Genomic DNA, 17,798 nt, shown 5'->3' with positions numbered 1-17,798 from the left:
GCCAGGGTCAGACTGTGGTGCGCAGCAGGGCGCGTAGGGCAGCACGGGCACGGTTACGGGCGCGGGCCACCCGGATATCGGCCCGGTTGGCCGGGCCGATGGCGTCATCGAGTGCTGCCAGTGCGGCGTTCACCAGCGGCGGATAGGGCAGCTCGTCGCACCGCTGAGGGTCCGCCATCCGCCAGAACTCCCGCTCGGCTGCAGGCCAGTAGCGGCGCAGCGCCGCATCGGCCCACGGTCCCGGCTTGCGCCGGTCCAGCTTCACCTGGGCAGCCGAAGCAGCACTGGTGTCGGTGGCGAGCCTCCAGGCCAGGCGGGCGGCGTAGGCCAGGCGGTCCCCGACGGCCTCGGCCGCCTCGTGGCAGCGCGCGAGATGACGGGCCATGCGCGGGTCGGCCTCTTCCTGCCAGCACAGGACGGGCGGAGTCGTCGCCTCGAACCACGTCGTGTCGGTCTGCTTGCCGTCCTGATGGAAGCCGTAGGCCCGAACCGACAGGCGCGAACGCAGCCGTGGTGGAAGGGCGTTGAGGCTGCGCGGACGCAGCGTGGAGCGGGTGCCGTCCATCAGCAGCAGAGCATCCACGTCCCGCCACAGGGCCCGCCCTCCATCCGCCTCCCGCGGGCGCAGCTCGCCGTCCTTGCCGCGGTCGAGGATGAGGTGCGGATCATGCGCGGCATGCCGGGGCTCGTGGGTGGACCAGGTGATGTAGGCGTCGCTGACGGCGGTGCGGTCTTCGCAGGGCACCAGCAAAACCGCGTGCCGGAACCGCCCCGTCAGCATCCGCCCTGGCCAGGTGAGCTCATCGGGCTGGGCAAGAGGATCGGGAAGCTTGTCGGCCTCCCAGGGGCATTCATCCCTGACACCGGTGTCCGTGCCGCCGTCCGGCAGGGGCACACCCAGGACGAGGCTGGTGAACAGATCCGGACCCCAGGGGTGATAGGAGACCGTCTTGCGCAGCGGTCCCGCGTCCCCGCTGCCCGTGCGCACATCGGTGATACGGCGGGGCGTGCACTGCCCGGCCGGCCCGTAGTAGAGCTGGGCGATCAGGTGCCAGGCCGCCTCGGCCGCCGGCACACTCACCGGATCACCATCGCTGAAGTGCCCGAACAGTACAGCCCCGTTAACACCCGTCGGCCGCCCGAAAACCAGCTTGTTCACACCCGACGGGTTCGGCTCCCCCAGCGGTGTCACGCACTGCGCCATCAGACGCGGGTCCTGCAGGAAGGGCCGCTGCGGGTCGAAGAGATCGAACCGCCCCTCAGGAACGTCCCCGTCCAGGTACGCATCGACCGCATCGGGATCGAAGCGCCCGGCCGCCAGCACCCGGGAGCGCACCCGAAGCCACGCGGCGATCTCCTCCGCCTCGCCCTCGTCGTCCAGACGTACACCCTCACCGTCGCAGGCGATCCGCGCGGTCATCGCCGCAAGCAGCCGTAAGAGCCCGGATCCCGCCGGCGGAACAGGCAACTCCACGTCGGCCACCTCATGCGCCCGGTGGAACAACTCCCTCAGGCCCACCCTGGAGGCTGCACCGTTCACCCACCGGATGGGGATCCACGGCTCATCACGTAAGTCAAAGACACCAGCCACGCGGTCCTCCCTTCGTTGCGTTGTCTCCCTCGACACACGTGCCTGATCAAGCCCCCGTAGCAAGAAGCACCGTTGGCCGTGCGCCACAGTGAAGCAGCCCCTACTGACACGGCAGCATGGACGCTCGCCGACGCCGATTCCTCCCCAACTGACCAGACAGTGTGGAGCGGAGAATGAGCTGGCGTGAAGATGGATGCGTTCGCCAGTCTTGCCCCTCCTCTTGTGATCAACGGCACCGAACGGGCATCGTCAAACACGGTTCGCGACTCTGATCGATGCTCTGAGGAGGCAGCCATGTCGCGAAGTACCGCTCAGACCTCGTTACCGGCGAGGCCCAGCAGCAGCGCTCTCCCACTACTAGTGCTGCTGATCGTGATAATCCTGGTTGTCCGACCAACTCCAGCTTCGGCTGCCGCCTGTGGCGTAGTCTTGTCCGCGCTCAGTGAGGCACACCGTCGGCTGCGACGCGGCTCTGCCTGCGGCTAATACACCTCGGATCCTTCCCCGCCGACGCGGGGGTGTTCCGATGGACGCGTCCGCCAGGCTTGCCTTATTGATGCCTTCCCCGCCGAAGCGGGGGTGTCAAGTGGGGGCTCTGCGAATGCCGACATCCCCTCGCAGGAGACCCAGCTCCGAATCCAAACGAAGGGGCTTGCCGCCCACCGTCACGGGTAGGCCCTGCCCACGCACGACCGGATGCCGCAGCACGACAAGGTCGCCCAGCACAGGGTGCTCGCGCCATTCGTCCGGGCCCCTGTGGTTCTCCAGTTCGCCCTTGAACCAGTCGGCTTTCACGGCGAGGGTGCGGGCCATCACGGCACGGACGTCGGCCGGGCTGAGCGAGCCGCCGCCGGCACCCGGCAGCGGCTGGGCCCCTGCAAGATCCAGCGTGCTGGAACCGTCGGCATGCGCGTAGACGCAGAGAAGGCGCACCGCATCCGCACCGAGCCGGGTGGCCGCCTCCCACTCCTCCTCCGCCCCCGTGAGGTGATGCAGGCCCTCCAGCCCCGCCACGCTGCCCGCCCGCGGGATGACGACGATCTTGCCGACGCTGCGGTCCGCGAGTTCCTTACCGCGGTAGGCGGTGTACGCGGCCGACTTCGCCGGGTCGTCCCACGCGAACCGGTCGGCGCGGTCGCCGTGGACCTCCTCGACCAGGCTCTGCACGTCCTGCGGAATCGCGACGGGCCTCTCACCCAGCCGGCCCAGGACATCGGAGGTCGCCTTCAGGAGGAACTCGTCGTAGACCTCACCCCACTGCCCAGGCATCCTCCCGCCGCCGGCTAGCGGGTCCAGCACCACCAGCCGGGCACGCGCGGCCCAGGCCGGGCGTTCGCGGCCCTGAGGCCGGCCGTATCTGGCCCACCAGCTCTCGTGCCGCCAGCACCGGCCCGCCCGCTGCAGCAGCAAAGCCAGCGGAGCCAGATCACTGATGACCACGTCGGCGTCCAGATCGAGTGACTGCTCGACCACCTGCGTCGCCACGATGATCCGCCGCTCGGGGCGCGGACCTGAGCGTCCCAGTCCGGCGGTGACAGCAGCAGTACGCCGCTCGCGCTCGTCGCCCGGGAAGCGGGCATGCAGCAACTGCACCTCGCTGTCATGTCCCGACGGCACGCGGTCCGCCAACGCCCGGCGCAAGTGGAGGTAGGTCTCCTGAGCCTCGGCGACGGTGTTGCACACCACCAGCGCGCAGCCGCCCTCGTCACCGAACACCGGCTCCAGCAGGCTCTCGACGACGGCGAGCCGATTCCGCTCTCCCCCGCCGGCGCCATGGACCACCGGTGCCACCTGCACCTGAAGCCGCATGGCCCGCCCGGCCGCCTGCTCCCTGTGCCGCACCGGAGAGATCTGCGAGCACCGCCCGTCAGACGCGTCCACATACAGCCAGCCCGGATACGGCGCCGCGAACGTGCGCCCCCTCAGCTCCGCCCACCGCAGCCCCGCACCCCGCAGGTACTCCTTGATCAGCCGGTCACTCACCGAGACCGGCAGCGTCGCGGACAACAGCACCACCGGAGTCCCGTACCGGCCCAGCCAGTTCAGCAGGCGCCCCAGCAGCACCTGCATGTAAGGGTCGTAGGCGTGCGCCTCGTCCACAATGAACGTCTTGCCCGACAACGCCAGCAGACGCAGCGCGTTGTGCCGCACCGGCAGCACGCCCATCAGGGCCTGGTCCACCGTGCCGACCGCGAACTGGGCCAGCAGAGGCCGCTTCGCGCCCCGCAGCCAGCGCCGCGGCCGCATGTCCACCTCGCGCCGCTGCGGCCCGTCGCCGCCGTGTTCCTCCCCCTCACACGTCACCACCCGCACCGCCCCGACGTCGTCCTCCGCGTACGCGCTGTTCAGCCAGGCCATGCTGTGCGTGAGCGAGAGCGAAGCGCCCTCGCCCGCCTGCCGGGCCACCACGCCGGCCACCCGCCCATACATCTGGTCACTCGTCGCCATCGTCGGCAGCAGAAAAGCGAAACCACGCGTACCGAACCGCTTTGACAACACCCGCTCGGCTTCCAGCGCCGCCTCGCTCTTGCCGTCCCCCGGCGCCGCTGTCACCAGCACAATCCCACCCCCGCGGCCGCCACTCGCGGCGCCCTGCTCCGCCCCGACGGCCGCCGCGAGATCCTCAGCCACCGAACGCTGCAACGCATTCGGCTCCCCCTTGATGCCATACGCCTCGGCAAAGCCCTTCCGCGTCAACTCCACCGGCAGCAGCCCCGCCTCCCCCACCAGCACTTCGGCATCCCTCCGCGACTGCTCGAAATGCGCCTCAAGGGACTCCTCCAACCGCCGCTGCCGACCGCGCAGATACTCCTCCTGGCTCACCAGCCAGTCCGCGAGGATCACCACACCGGTGACCAGCACCGCCGCCGCAGCCTCCACCGACTGCGGTGCCGCCGGCTCCCCCACCGCCCGGAACACCACACCGGCATGCAGTTCCCGCTGCCTCGCCCACGACGGACCACCCAACAAGTCCAGGTTCGCCGGATGCAGGTCAACCGCCTCATAGAACCGGCCGTGATGGCCGCCAATGATCTCCGCCACCCGCCGGATCGCATCGTCGCCGGATCCCTCGCCCTCATCAAACCCCAGCACGGTGAGCACCGAGGCGGCCGCCTTCATGCCCGCCACCTCGTGCCGGAACCGCTCCACGCCGATACGCCCCACGTCCCGCAGCAGCGCCTCACTCAACCCCTCGCGGGCACGCGCATCACACAACTGGAAACCAGACACCTTGCCCACGTCATGCAATCCGGCACACAACGCCGTCACCGCACGAGCCCGGCCACGCTCACCATCCATCCCTAAACCGGCCTCGATACAACGGCGTTGGGACTCCGACAGGTAGCTGTCCCACAGGCACAACGCCACCGCCGCCGTATCCAGCAGATGCCGCACCAGCGGATAAGGCGGAAGCAACGAATCCAGCCCCCGCGCCTTCCCCCAAACCGACTCATCCACTCCCGATACCGACCACCGCGCCAAGATAGGCTCCCTCCCCACATCCACTTACCGCGACGACCCACGACCCAACCACGAGCCACTGACACACACCGGCAGCACACCTCCACCGCCCACATCCACGCCAAGAACGACCACCCACACACGCGCAACTTCCATAAACGGACGGCAAAACGCCCATCCAAGACCAGATCAGGAAGCGTCCTCCCCGCCGACGCGGGGGTGTTCCGATGATTGGCCCTCTTCTGAGCAGGCTCTTCGCGTCCTCCCCGCCGACGCGGGGGTGTTCCGAAGGACCGCAAGACGCGGCCACGTGACTCGAAGTCCTCCCCGCCGACGCGGGGGTGTTCCGAAGTTCGCGTTCCACTCCGCGGACGCGCGCGAGTCCTCCCCGCCGACGCGGGGGTGTTCTGGGCTGTCGTCCTACCTCGTCCCGAATTCCTAGGTGATCCCCGCCGATGCCCGGGCGTTCCGAAGGCCAACGAGGACGCCAATCGGCACCGGCTGTGGTCCCCGCCGACGCGGGGTGTTCCACAGGTGGGGCAGTGCTGGTCCTTGCGGATGTGGTGGTCCCCGCCGACGCGGGGTGTTCCGCCCGCCAACGCGGGGAAAAAGGCGTGATCGTCGACACGTGAAATGCTCGCCAGACGCCGCACTGCCGTCGCGCTGCCCACCGCTTGGCGCAGGGCGGCGCGACGGCCTGTGGCTGGCCTCAACTGCCGTGCTGGCAGTCCTCGCCTTCGTCGTTCCCAGACGCGGTGACGGGCTCGGTGCTGACTCCTTCTGTCCGTCCTGCCCGGCGGCGGACGTGGCGCGGGGCGCGCGTGCACCGGGTCAGCAGTCTGCGGAAGTCCGCCCAGACTTCGTACACCGTGTAGCCGAACATCACTTGGCTCCTTCGCGGTTCGCGGGAGCTAGCAGGCCGTCGCCGGGCCACAGGGGGCTTCCGGCTTTCGCCCAGGCCAGTTGCCTGCCGACCTCCGCCAGGACCTCGCTGCGTTCGGCGGGCCCGTACGCCTGACAGCAGTCGTCTGCCGGGTTGTAGACGCGTACCTCGCTGTGCGGGCCGGAGCACACCAGGGCGCGGGCGATGTCCGGCAGGTCCAGGCTCAGGGCGTCGCATTCACAGTCCTGGATGAGCTGGAGCAGATCCCTGGTGACCGCTTCCCAGTCGCCGACCTCCGGCCAGCGCCTGCCGCCGTCGAGTTCGTGAGTGAGCGTGGCAAGCGGCACGATCTCACCCGGTCGGCGCCCTTTGGTGAGGCGGTCGTGGATGCGGGCGCCGTCGGGCTGCCGGACGCGCGGGTGCAGGAGGGAGGCGGCGGCTACGAGGGAGGTGTTGATCTCGTGGACGGCGGCCAGGTAGTAGGCCTCGTGTGCGAAGAGCAGGTACACCTCGTCGGCGGGCTGCTTCGAATCATCTGGGGGCATGTTCGTCTCCTGCTTCGTCAACGGGATTGGGGTCGTGTGCTCGGCTGGACGCCGGGGCCGCCTGCGGGGCTCCTGCGGAGAGGGACCTGTCGGCGGTTGCCCGCCAGGCCGGTCGTGCCGGGCGGCTGCCGCGCCGCTGCCTTCGGGCGTGAGGAGCCGGCGGGTCTTGACGGCGAGTTGCAGCATCAGGCGTTCCCGGGCGATGAGCTCGCTGCAGACCGAGCGGGTGCCGTGGTGCTGGAGCAGGTCTGCTGTGTCGAACATCTGGTGGTGGCCGATCTCTACGGCGCGCCGCGTCTCGTAGCGGGTGCTGGTGACGGCGGCCTGGACAAGGCCGGTGTGGGTGCGGCGAGGCGCTGCAGGTAGCGGCAGGCGGCTTCGTCCTCGACGATCCGGATGTTCCCTGCCGGTGCGGGTATCGAGCCGGTCGGGCAGGTGCTCCACGAGCAGCGGGGCTGGGGCGGCCGCCGGCACCACGATGCTGAAGGGGATGTTGTGGATGAGTGCAAGGGCGGCCGCCACCAGGTTGAGTGCCGTGACGACGGTCGTGGCCGGCCTCACGGACGCTGTGCCGAGGCGGATCCGGTGGGCCGCACGCCTGGCCGGCCAGAACAGAGCCAGCCGCTGGGACCGGGTCGCGATCGGGGTGCACACGGCCATGCGGTGCGGCTGTTCGGGCAGACTGCCATCGGCCACAACCGTCCAGTCGATCCACCCCCAGCCCGTCCGTTCACGGATCACAACGACCTCGCAGCCCGTCGCGCACTGCGAGCGGCGGCAGGTGTGCCCGCGGCGCACGGCGCGAGAGCGTTTCCTGGCCACCGCTCGGGCATCCGCCCGAACGGGCGCAAGCGCTCAGCGGCCTTGGCCGTCGGCGGTGCATGGCTCATGAGGTACTTCCTTCCAGCAGGTGGGCCGATCCGCAGGCGCAGGTGGTGCAGCGGCCATCACCGTCAGGGCGGGCGCGCCGGGGTGTCGGTCCGGGGCAGGTCCGGCACAGCGGCCACCCCAGGCAGGCCGGGCACAGGTCCTCGCCGGGGACGGTTGCGGGAACGCCGCAGCCGGCGCATTCGGCGAGCGCCCGGTAAGTCAGGGCCTCACCTACCGTGCGCGCGGCCGCGGAGCCGGCCGGCCGCCGCGGCGGGTCGTCCCCCGCGGGCTCGTCGTGGTGGCCGGCCGTGAGGGCGGGCGGGGGGTAGGCCTGGGCGGCCCGGAGGCGGGCGGCGATGACCGCGCCGACCGTGGTCCGCACCGGGTCAGGCAGGGGCCGGGCCGCGATGACATGCCGGAGTTGCTCGCGGCTCCAGCCGGCCTCCAGCATCACCGTCACGACGCGGCCCTGATCAGTCAGCGCCTGCCCGGTCAGCAGCAACTCGGGCCGAACTGCCCCGCATTCGAGCAGCAGCCGGATCCCCGCATGCATCTCATCCGCTGCCGGCACAGCCGGCAAAGATGTGGTCGGTGTGTGCGGCTGCTCCGTCCGTCCACGCGCCGACAGAGCTTCGCCGCACGGACGGCAGTCCGCAACGCGGTCTTCTCCCGCGCGGGCGCTGGACGGCGCCTGGCCGCACGGACGGAGGGCTCTGGTGTTCTGCTGGTTGGTCTTCTTACTGATGGTGTTCTTAGTGCCGGGATCAGCCAACGCAGGCTCAGCCAATCCTGGACAACCCGACTCTGGTGCTGAGCTGGCGTTTTGCAGGGCAGGCCGGTCGGTGATGACGTACAGCGCCTGACCGAACGTGCCGTCGGGCTTCCGCTCGCGGGTACGGCAGAGGAATCCGTACCGCTGAAGCTGGTGAAGCCCCGTAGTGACGGCATCAACGCCTTCACGGCCGCGGCGCACCAGCTCGGCGACGGTGACCCGCCAGCCCTCCCGGTGCGTCGAGACATACCCGAAAATCCCCTTCGCCCTGAACGACAACCTCGAGTCCCGGAACAAGCCGTTCGCGATCCGCGTGAACCGATCAGCCGCCATCACACCCCGGCGCACACCCGCCGGGAAACCGGCATCGTGCTCGTCGTCGATTCCGGGGGCGCAGGCGGCCTGAAGCAAGGCCACCTCGAGGGCGGCGGGACGGTCGGTGATCGCATAGACGACACCGCCGAGTGTGCCGTCCGCCCGGCGCAGGCGTTCACGGATCAGGTAGCCGTACCGCTGCAGTTCCCTCAGGCCGGCACGGACCGCCTCACGCCCGTCCGGACCCACCGCGACAAGGCGGGCGACAGTCACCTGCCAGCCGTCCCGGTGCGTGCAGACGTACCCGAAAATCCCCTTCGCCCTGAACGACAACCTCGAGTCCCGGAACAAGCCATTGGCGATCTGCGTGAACCGATCAGCCGCCATCACACCCCGGCGCACACCCGCCCCGAAACGGCTCACCGCGGTGTCTTCGGGGCGGGCCGCGCGCGGTGTCCAGAGCAGCGCCCCACACCCACCGGGGTAGGACGGGCCGCAGGCCCGGGTGCACGATCGTGCGAGTGTTCCATGCCGACAGCTCATCCCCCGGCCCCGACCAGACCGACAGCCATGAACCCCGACCACCAGTCACAATCCGGCAACACAGCCACCCAGCCCCCATGACCGGACCAGCCGCCAGGCCCACCACACACCTCAGCCCAGTTGCGCAGCCGCACCGACATCGCCCGGCGTAGTAGCCGGACCGGCCCGGGCCGAGGCGGCCTGACCCCGGCCTGGCCGAGGTGGGTGAGGCCGGAGTGCCGGTATCCGTGGCGGCCCCAACCCGTACCCGGCACGCCACTGAGTGCGGTGTCCTCATCCAGCAGGGCGCGGGCCTGACCGTACGACAGCTGGACGAGCCCGGTGTCCCGGCAGGCGTCGCGCGGGCTGACGGCCTTTCCCGGCGTTGGGCGGGCGGTGGGCGGCGGGGGGTGACGCATACCGGCCCGCTCGTACAGCCCTTGATCAGACGGCGCAGCAGGCGGGCGGTGCCGGCGTCCCAGACACGGTCTCCAGCACGAACTCCTCGCGTGCGGCGCCGCAGCGCCGGGTACGCGGCTGGACGCCCTTCGCCTTCACCGGGGCCCGGTGCCATCTCCCGCGGGCGGTGCCCCCGAGGCCGTGCCACGCCGCCTTCCGCGCTGCGCGGCCTCGGCGTCTTCGGCCCTGACGCCCCGGCACGGCACGGCACGGCTGAAGACGGTGATGCTGCCGGGGCAGTTGACACCGGCGTCCCTGGTCGACCGACAGGACACCACCTGCACCGCGATACGCGACCTCCTGGTCGACTACCTCACCGAACGCGCGGTGGACGTCGGCTCCACCACGCTGGAGGACATGGCCCGCACCCTGGCCGGACTGTTCTGGCGCGACCTGGACAAACACCACCCGGGCATCGACTCGCTGCGGCTGGACGCCGACATCGTCACCGCCTGGCGGGAGCGCGTCCGTATGGTCCGTGACCGGCACGGCACCCCCATCCGGCCGCGGGTCAACGCGCACACCGTGTTCAGCTGGGTCCGCACGTTCTACCAGGACCTCGCCCGCTGGGCCGCCGACGAATCGGCGCGCTGGGGCGCGTGGGTCGCACCCTGCCCGGTCCGCGACACCGACCACAGTAAGAACCGCGCCCGCCGCAAGGCGGCCATGGACCGACGAACCCGCACCCTGCCGCGCTCCCGGCCCTGGTCAAAGCCGTCGAGCGTCAGCTCAAGGACGCCCGGACCTGTCTCGCCACCGGGCGGGAGACCCCGGCCGGAGCCCCGTTCACCACTCCGACGGGCGAGATTCTCCTGCGCCGGGCAGGGGTGTCCTCCCGGGTCTACGCCGACGACCCCGCCACCGGCCGACGCCGGGACCTGGCTGGCTCTGTTTGCCAGAATGGGCAGCAGATGTTCACCACTTCGGGAGGCGCCTGAGCCGCTTCCGAAAATCGAACTCTCTGCATTCCTGGACGTAGCCGAGGCGGTCTTTCAGAGATTTTGCTGTCGTGCGAAGGGTCCGTGCAGGGCTGCCCATTGCAGGAGCAGGATGGTCTTGCCATCGCTGATGCGTCCGTCGCGGGTCATAGCGAGGGCCTCCGCGAAGGGAAGTTCGAGAACCTCGATGTCCTCGCCGTCTTCCTCAAGTCCTCCGCCGGTGCCGGTCCTGTCGGCCGGGGTGTAGGGGGCGGCGAAGAAGTGGAGGCGCTCGGTGACGGAGCCCGGGCTCATGTAGGCGTCGAGCACGTGGGTGAGCGGGCCGAGTCTGACGCCGAGTTCCTCGGCACTTTCGCGGCGGATCGCCGTGTGCGGGTCTTCTGCGTCGAGCAGTCCTGCTGCGGCCTCGATGAGCATGCCGTCGGGGTGGTCGTTCACGTAGGCCGGGTAGCGGAACTGGCGGGTGAGCAGTACAAAGCCGCGTTCGGTGTCGTAAGGCAGGACGACGGCGCCGTTGCCACGGTCGTAGGTCTCGCGCTGCTGGGTCTCCCACCGTCCGTCGCGGCGCCGGTAGTCGAAGGTGGTGCGGCGCAGGACGTGCCAGCCCTGGGAGGTGAGCTCGACGTTGCGTATCCGGACGTCGGGGTTGCGGTCGAGGTCGCGCCCGGCCAGGTGAAGACCGGTGCGCCCGCGGTGATCGGGGACGTCGACACCCGCGCGGCTCATCACACGGTCTCCCGCGGGGTGCGGCGGGGAATCTCGGCGACGTCGTGGTAGACGGGCAGGCCGCGGCGGCGGGCGGTGGCGATGTCCTGATCGGCGCCGGCGGATTTGCCCGGCAAGCGCAGCACCGCGTCGCAGTGGGCGAGCAGCCGGTCGGCGGTCGGGTAGAGCACCTGCTCGGCGAGGGGGTCGGTGACGCCCGCGTCGGCGGACCGCAGGACGGGCAGGGCGATCCACTCGCCGATCACGGGGAGATGACCGGCCTCGAAGACGGGCCAGGCCGCGGTTTCGAGGCGGGCGAGGTTGGCGGCCATGGCGTGCGGGTCGCCGTTGGTGCCGGAGCGGTACGGGCCGGCGATCAGGATAAGCAGGGGCTTGTCGGTCATGACCGCTAAGATACATGCAGAATCGTGCAAGAACAGGAAGGAACATGAATGCTGGCTGCTGAACGACGCGAGCACCTGCTCGATCTGCTCGCTCGCACGGGAAAGATCGTGGCCAAGGACGTCGCCGCCGACCTCGGTATCTCCGAGGACAGCGTGCGGCGCGACCTGCGGGACCTCGCCGCCGAGGGACTGTGCCAGCGGGTCTACGGCGGCGCGCTGCCCGTGTCTCCCGCTGTGGTGGACTACGATGCCCGGCAGGCGGTGGCCCCGGACGGCAAACGGAAGGTCGCCTCGATGGCCGCCGGACTGGTGCGGCCGGGCGGCTCGGTGATCCTCGACGGCGGCACCACCGCCCTCGCCGTGGCGCGAGCGCTCCCCAAGGATCTCGCCTGCACTGTGATCACCCACAGCCCGACGATCGCCACGGCCCTGATCGACCACCCGCGGGCGGAGCTCTTCCTGCTCGGAGGCCGCGTCTTCAAGCACTCGGCGGTCACCTGCGGCGCCGCCGCAGTCGAGGCCGCGCAGAACGTCTCCGCCGAACTCTGCCTGCTCGGTGTCACCGGCGTCCACCCCGAGGCGGGGCTGACCACCGCAGACGCCGACGAGGCAGCGATGAAGCGCGCCCTGTCCGCGCGGGCCGCGGACACCTACATCCTCGCCTCCTCCGAGAAGATCGGCACCACCTCGCCGTACCGCGTCCTTCCATGGGAGAAGGTCACCGGACTGATCACCGATGCTGACTCCCACGACAAGTTCATCGGGCAGCTCAAGGCGCTCGGCGTGGACGTCCTCGCAGCCAACTGAAAGCCGAACAAGGGACCTCGGACTGGCGGGAGCGCCCTCTGGGATGCCAACCCGACAGGGAATCGAACAGCCTCCACGCACAGCGCCTCCCACATTGCTGAACATCTGCTGTCCGCCCTGATGAAGAGAGCCAACCTGACCGTGGAAGAGGAACGCGCCTGGGCCATCGTCGAGGTCCTTCGTCACACTGGCATGCGCATCGGGGAAGCACTCGAACTCACCCACCACAGCTTCGTCGCCTACCAGCTGCCCACCACAGGCGAGATCGTGCCCATGCTCCAGGTCGCCCCGTCCAAGCTCGACCAGGAGCGGCTGCTGCTGGTCTCACCAGAGCTCGGCAAGGTGCTCACTGCGATCATTCGTCGCGTCCGGCGCAGGCAGCAGGCCATGCCCTTGGTCTCCGCCTACGACGGTTTGGAACGGCTCTGGAGTGCACCGACTGCCGTTCCTCTTCCAGCGCCGCTGCGGCCCGCAGGACCGGGCCATCCCGCGCAACTACATCTACACCTGCCTCAACGACGCCCTCGCCGCGAGCGGGCTGACCGGGCCCGGCAACGAGCAGCTGCGATACACGCCCCGCGACTTCCGAAGAATCTTCGTGACCGACGCCCTCCGCTCCGGCCTGCCCCCGCACATCGCCGCCCGCATCTGCGGCCACCGGACGGTCGACACGACCCTCGGCTATGCCGCTATCTATCCCGAGGACGTCATCAACCACCACCGGTCCTTCATCGCCCGCCGCCGGGCGCTGCGAGCCGGGGAGGAGTACCGCGAGCCCACCGCCCAGGAGTGGCAGGACTTCCTCGCCCACTTCGAGCTGCGGAAGGTCGCCCTCGGCGTCTGCGCACGCGACTTCGGCGCCCCCTTGCGTCCATGAACACGCCTGCATCCGCTGCCCTGTCCTGCGGCCCGGCCCCGAGCAGATGCCCCGCCGGGAGGAGATCCACGCGAACCTGCTCGACCGGCTCCAGGAGGCCAAGGAACAGGGATGGCTCGGCGAGGTCGCCGCGATCGAGGCCAGCCTCGCCGCCGCCGAACACAGGCTCGCCGCCCCGCACGACCTCGCGGCCCGGCACACCACCGTCCACCTGGGCATGCCCGATCTCCGTGGCGTCGTCGCGCGCAGCAACTCCGAGCAGCGAAACGAAGATGCGAAGCAGCAGCCCTGAGCACTACAACGAGGGGATGACCGTCTTCCTCTGTTCCACGTGCGGCACCGCGATCACGCCGGAGCTGGCCGAGCTTGCCGCCGTCCCTGACGTCTCAGACAACGAGCGCGACCGGGACAAGGAGACACGCCGGGCGCCTTCCACCATTCCGCACGGCCACTACGCGATCGACCCCGAGCCCTGGGGACCTCCCTACATCCTGCAGGACGATCAGGAGGACCCGAAGCCGGCTCAGCCGCGCGGACCTGTGCTCTGCCGCGAAGAAGGCTTCGTCATCTCGGCCGGCAGCCGACACACCGTGCTGGTGCACCCTGATGACGCCGCCGGTCTTCAGCCACTGCCCAACTGGGAGAACAGCAGTGGGTGCTGCGGACCGACAGGCGACGAGGGACTCAACCGGGCCTGCCCCTGCGGCGCTCCGGCCGCGACCCTCGCGGCCGACTGTTTCGGGCCCTTCGAACTGCACCTCGACCCCGTCCGGACCTACGCCTTCTCCCACTAGAACGGCAAAGCGCGCGCGGACGACGCCCACGACACGCCCGACACAACCCGTCCACCCAACCTCTCCACCCCTGCTTTCCGTGGTGAACGACGACTCACCGGCGGACCCGCCGCCGAGCTGGACCGGTTCGGACAAGACCAGCTCGCCGCCCTCGGCCTGGTCCTCAACGCCGTCGTCCCGGGGAACAACCGCTACCTGGATGCCGCCGTCGTCCAGCTGCGCGCCGAGGGACACGACATCAAGGACGAGGACGTCGCCGCCTATCTCCGCTCAAGGACCGGCACATCAACTTCCTGGCATGGGGGCAGAGCTGGGAGTCCAGGGCCGCGTCGTGGCGATCAGTTCGCCTGGCCGGTCGGCATGACCGTGAGCTGCTGGACGTTGACGCGCGCCGGCAGCGACGCGATGAACCCGACGGTCTCGGCGATGTCCTGCGCGACGAGCCACTCCATCGACTCCCGGGCACCGTCCAGCCAGGCGCGGGCGCCCTCGTCGGTGACATGGCTCTGGAGCTCGGTGCCGACGATGCCCGGCTCCAGCGCCGAGACGCGGACGTTCTTCGGGCCCAGCTCGACCCGCAGGTGCCGGGAGAGATGGCTGACGTAGGCCTTCGTCGCGGAGTAGACGGCGAAGGTCGGGAAGATGTTCTGGGCCGCGATCGACGAGGTGTTGATCAGGTCGGCCACACCGCGCTCGGCGGCGGACGCCACCAACTGCGGTGTGAAGGCCGCGATGACGTTCATCAGCCCGTTGACGTTCAGGTCGATCTGCTGCCGCCACTGCTGCGTGGCCAACTCCTCGACGGGGGCGGGGAGCATGACGCCGGCGTTGTTGAACAGCAAATCGGCGCTCCCGAGTTCGGCCGCCACCCGGTCGGCGGCCGCCTGGACCGCCGCCGCGTCGGTGACGTCCACGCAGAGGGCGAGGGCCTGGCCGCCGTTCTTCTCGATCCGGGCGGCCAGATCGTCCAACCGCCGGGCGCGACGTGCCAGTACGACGACCCGGGCGCCCAGCGCCGACAGGTGCTCGGCCGAGGCCTCGCCGAGGCCGCTGGAAGCGCCGGTGATGACCGCGACACGACCGGAGAGGGGGAGTGCGGAGGTGGTCATGAGGAATGCCTTCCGAGTATGGGGTGAAGGGCGGGCCGCTGTGGCCCTCCTCCAGACAACCGCCCCTGCAGGCCCCGCAGAGCGCCGGAAAGTGCCCTGACCGGGCAGGTATCCGCGAGGCAGGTACTGGCAGGACCACCCACGCAGGGACAGGTAACGTCCGTCTTCGGCAGACTGGACGGCATGGACGACCGTGGCAGAGAACTCGCCGACTTCCTGCGCTCCCGCAGGGCCCGCCTCACCCCCGACCGGGCCGGGCTGCCCGAGGACGGCCGGGCCCGCCGGGTCCCCGGACTGCGCCGCGACGAGGCGGCCCGCCTGGCCGGCGTGAGCACCGAGTACTACACCCGCCTCGAACAGGGCCGCGCCCAGAACCCCTCACCCGAGGTCGTCGAAGCCCTCGCCCGCGCTCTTCAGCTCGACCTCTCCGAGCGCGAGCATCTCACCGACCTGCTGGCCCGCCCTTCCGCACCGCGCCGCGCCCCGGTCGCCCCGCAGCGGGTCCGGCCGGGCCTGCACCTGATGCTCCAGACCCTCGAGCACGTGCCCGCGTTCGTCCTGGGCCGCCGCACCGACGTCCTGGCATCCAACCGCCTCGCCCGCGAGGTCCTCACCGACTTCGACGCGCTCCCCGCCAACCGCCGCAACCTGGCCCGCTACTACCTCCTCGACCCCGAGGCCCGCACCCGCGTCGGCGACTGGGAGCAGATCGCCACCGACACCGTCGCCGTGCTGCGCCTTGAGGCCGGACGGTACCCGCAGGACCGGCAGTTGGCCGACCTCGTCGGCGAACTCACCCTGAAATGCCCCGAGTTCAGCGGCTGGTGGAACGACCACCGGGTACTCCACCGCACCCACGGCACCAAGCACTACCACCACCCCGTGGTCGGCGAACTCCACTTCTCCTACGAGTCCTTCGAACCGCCCGGCGACACCGGCCAGACCCTGTGCGTCTACAACGTCGAGCCGGGTTCGCAGACGGCCGCCTCCCTCCGGCTGCTCAGCGCCCTGAGCGTCACACCGACCAGCCCGTGACCGTTCTCACCGGGATTTCCCGTACGCCAACCACTCACACCCGGGGAGGCCCGCGGGTTCAGGAAAACCGAAGTCTGTTCAGCGGGAACGCGCGGGTCGGTCCGTGTGCATCAGCTGCGCGAATCCGTGGGTTCGACGGGAACCGTGGGGTGGGCTGCGAGGCGGCGGGCTTCGGCGGTGACCTCGGCATCGACCTGGTCAACGGTTCTGTCGCCGTATTCGAGGATGTCGTACTCGTCGTCGAGTTCAGCGAGGCGCTCGGTCAGGGGCAGCTCATGTCCGTGGCGCTGGTGAATCCGGAAGGTGAACTCCCGAGGCGTGAGCTCTCCGGCGAGCATGCGGCGTGCGAGGGCTCGGGCGGCGGCTTCCTGACCGGCCTCGCTGCCGACCGGATAGAAGGCGAGGCCGAGTTCGTCGAGTGCTGCGGGAAGCAGGTCGTGGACGTCGTAGTCCGCCTCGGCGCGCGTGCAGGCCGCGAGAATCCGAAGGCCGGGGGTGTCGAGTCCGGCGACGAGCGCATCACAGGCGGCATTCACCACGTCGCTCGCGCGGATTTCCCCCATGCTCCAGAGAGCGGCATGGTCCTGGAGAGCGATTGCTGCTGCTTCGGTCGACATCACTCATCCATGATTCCCTTCACGACACGTCCAGGTCGACCGGATTTCATCGAAGGTGCTGTTCAGCGGCCTGTTCCAGCAGGGCTCGTGCGCAGTCCGCGTAGCGCATCGCGGTCTTCTCGTCGAGCCCGAAGACCTCGGCGAGATGCAGTGGGTCAGGCCCGTGGGTCAGGGCCTTTTCGAGCTGCCGGTCAACACGAAGCCGCTCTGATGCGAACAGGCCGGCCGGCGTCGTCCCGCTCACTCGTGTCGGCCCGGCCAGGTAGCCGATAGCGAGGCCCCGGCCGCGTTCGACCAGCGGCGCACCGCGACGCCTCGGAGCATGGGGGTATGACGCGATGGGTGATGCTGGAGCCGATGCTTAGCACGGCCGTGAGCAGCTCTGAGCTGCCCAAAGAACATGCCGTGGTCGACCAGCTGATGGGGCAGCTGGCCGACTGCGGCCGTGCGAGCGGGCTACTTTGCATTCCCGGCACTCTAGGGGGGATCCAGGCTCAGTGAGCCATCACGGGTTCGCCCTCGGACGGCTCCAGAGCCCGATTCGGAATCAGGAACGCGGCGATCACCGCACCGACCACGAAGAACCCGGAGCCCCACGCCAGGGTGGCCGTGTAGCCCTCGACCCCGGCCTGCGCCGCGGCCAGCGCGCTGGGCTTGTGCGAAGTCAGGTAGTCGGTCGCGGCCGACGAGGCAACGGTGGTCAGCAGTGCCGTGCTGATGGAGCCGCCGATTTGCTGACCGGTGTTGATCAGCGCCGAGGCGACACCCGCGTCCTCGTGGTGAATGCCCGAGGTCGCCCCCTGGAACGCGGTGGACATCACCGCGCCGATGCCGAGACCCAGCAGGATCAGGCCGGGCATGATGTGGGCGGCGTAGGTGCTGTCCAGCTCAAGCCGGGTCAGCAGGGCCATACCGGACGCGGCGACCAGGAAGCCGGCGCTGACGACGATCTTCGGGCCGACCCTGGGCAGTACCAGCGAAGCCATCGTGGTCGACGCAGCGACGACGGCCGCGACCATCGGCAGGAACGCCAGACCGGTCTTGATCGGCGAGTAGCCGAGGCTGGCCGCGAAGTAGTAGGTCAGGAACAGGA

The 17,798-nt window shown here is 69.9% G+C and carries 15 protein-coding genes and 2 pseudogenes; 6 read left to right on the top strand and 11 right to left on the bottom strand.

The features are described from left to right. Positions 1-7: 7 nt before the first annotated feature. The 7 genes and pseudogenes from casA to ACZ5NW_RS37015 all read right to left on the bottom strand — a co-directional run bounded on the left by casA (position 8) and on the right by ACZ5NW_RS37015 (position 11,466). Positions 8-1,591: a type I-E CRISPR-associated protein Cse1/CasA gene (casA, locus tag ACZ5NW_RS37045; protein ID WP_468748451.1), complete on the bottom strand. Its 1,584-nt coding sequence runs from the start codon at positions 1,589-1,591 to the stop codon at positions 8-10. Positions 1,592-2,173: 582 nt separating this feature from the next. Next, the gene (locus ACZ5NW_RS37040) at positions 2,174-5,050 is read right to left on the bottom strand and encodes a CRISPR-associated endonuclease Cas3'' (protein ID WP_468748462.1); all 2,877 of its coding nucleotides are present in this window, start codon (positions 5,048-5,050) and stop codon (positions 2,174-2,176) included. Between the two features lie 885 nt (positions 5,051-5,935). Beyond that, positions 5,936-7,177: a hypothetical protein gene (locus ACZ5NW_RS37035; RefSeq protein WP_468748450.1), complete on the bottom strand. Its 1,242-nt coding sequence runs from the start codon at positions 7,175-7,177 to the stop codon at positions 5,936-5,938. 190 nt (positions 7,178-7,367) lie between these two features. Continuing rightward, positions 7,368-8,861, bottom strand: a complete 1,494-nt coding sequence (locus ACZ5NW_RS37030; RefSeq protein ID WP_468748449.1) for a hypothetical protein — start codon at positions 8,859-8,861, stop codon at positions 7,368-7,370. Positions 8,862-9,166: 305 nt separating this feature from the next. Next, positions 9,167-9,527, bottom strand: a pseudogene (locus tag ACZ5NW_RS37025) (site-specific integrase); the annotation flags it as partial. Between the two features lie 884 nt (positions 9,528-10,411). After that, positions 10,412-11,083, bottom strand: a complete 672-nt coding sequence (locus ACZ5NW_RS37020; RefSeq protein WP_468748448.1) for an NUDIX domain-containing protein — start codon at positions 11,081-11,083, stop codon at positions 10,412-10,414. Continuing rightward, the gene (locus tag ACZ5NW_RS37015) at positions 11,083-11,466 is read right to left on the bottom strand and encodes a DUF4406 domain-containing protein (RefSeq protein ID WP_468748447.1); all 384 of its coding nucleotides are present in this window, start codon (positions 11,464-11,466) and stop codon (positions 11,083-11,085) included. Before ACZ5NW_RS37015 ends, ACZ5NW_RS37020 begins: the two co-directional genes overlap by 1 nt. A 48-nt stretch (positions 11,467-11,514) precedes the next feature. On the opposite strand from ACZ5NW_RS37015, the gene ACZ5NW_RS37010 reads away from it, so the two are divergent. The 5 genes and pseudogenes from ACZ5NW_RS37010 to ACZ5NW_RS36990 all read left to right on the top strand — a co-directional run. Next, entirely contained in the window at positions 11,515-12,273 is a 759-nt protein-coding gene (locus ACZ5NW_RS37010; RefSeq protein ID WP_468748446.1) for a DeoR/GlpR family DNA-binding transcription regulator, read from the top strand. Positions 12,274-12,703: 430 nt separating this feature from the next. Next, positions 12,704-13,150 (top strand): hypothetical protein, encoded by a 447-nt coding sequence (locus ACZ5NW_RS37005; protein WP_468748445.1) that lies wholly within the window; start codon positions 12,704-12,706, stop codon positions 13,148-13,150. 46 nt (positions 13,151-13,196) lie between these two features. After that, a complete protein-coding gene (locus ACZ5NW_RS37000; protein ID WP_468748444.1) occupies positions 13,197-13,442 on the top strand; it encodes a hypothetical protein in 246 nt (81 codons plus the stop codon). A gap of 16 nt (positions 13,443-13,458) precedes the next feature. Then, a complete protein-coding gene (locus ACZ5NW_RS36995) occupies positions 13,459-13,944 on the top strand; it encodes a hypothetical protein (RefSeq protein ID WP_468748443.1) in 486 nt (161 codons plus the stop codon). A gap of 132 nt (positions 13,945-14,076) precedes the next feature. Next, positions 14,077-14,240, top strand: a pseudogene (locus tag ACZ5NW_RS36990) (Tn3 family transposase); the annotation flags it as partial. Between the two features lie 42 nt (positions 14,241-14,282). On the opposite strand, the gene ACZ5NW_RS36985 reads toward ACZ5NW_RS36990, so the two are convergent. Further along, positions 14,283-15,053 carry an SDR family oxidoreductase gene (locus tag ACZ5NW_RS36985; RefSeq protein ID WP_468748442.1) on the bottom strand — a complete coding sequence of 257 codons (771 nt, stop codon included), beginning with the start codon at positions 15,051-15,053 and terminating at the stop codon, positions 14,283-14,285. A 183-nt stretch (positions 15,054-15,236) separates the two neighbouring features. Between ACZ5NW_RS36985 and ACZ5NW_RS36980 the strand changes: the two genes are divergently transcribed. Continuing rightward, positions 15,237-16,088, top strand: coding sequence for a helix-turn-helix transcriptional regulator (locus tag ACZ5NW_RS36980; RefSeq protein WP_468748441.1), 852 nt, complete (start codon positions 15,237-15,239; stop codon positions 16,086-16,088). Positions 16,089-16,198: 110 nt separating this feature from the next. On the opposite strand, the gene ACZ5NW_RS36975 is transcribed toward ACZ5NW_RS36980, so the two are convergent. The 3 genes from ACZ5NW_RS36975 to ACZ5NW_RS36965 form a co-directional block, all read right to left on the bottom strand. Then, a complete protein-coding gene (locus ACZ5NW_RS36975; RefSeq protein WP_468748440.1) occupies positions 16,199-16,705 on the bottom strand; it encodes a hypothetical protein in 507 nt (168 codons plus the stop codon). Between the two features lie 46 nt (positions 16,706-16,751). Then, positions 16,752-16,949 carry a hypothetical protein gene (locus tag ACZ5NW_RS36970; RefSeq protein WP_468748439.1) on the bottom strand — a complete coding sequence of 66 codons (198 nt, stop codon included), beginning with the start codon at positions 16,947-16,949 and terminating at the stop codon, positions 16,752-16,754. Between the two features lie 250 nt (positions 16,950-17,199). Further along, positions 17,200-17,798 (bottom strand): MFS transporter (locus ACZ5NW_RS36965; RefSeq protein ID WP_468748438.1); only part of this gene is annotated, 599 nt, incomplete at its 5' end.

Source organism: Streptomyces sp. NPDC032126 (assembly GCF_055580085.1).
Note: the sequence above shows the minus strand (reverse complement) of the source record. Positions and strands in the feature narration are given on the sequence as shown.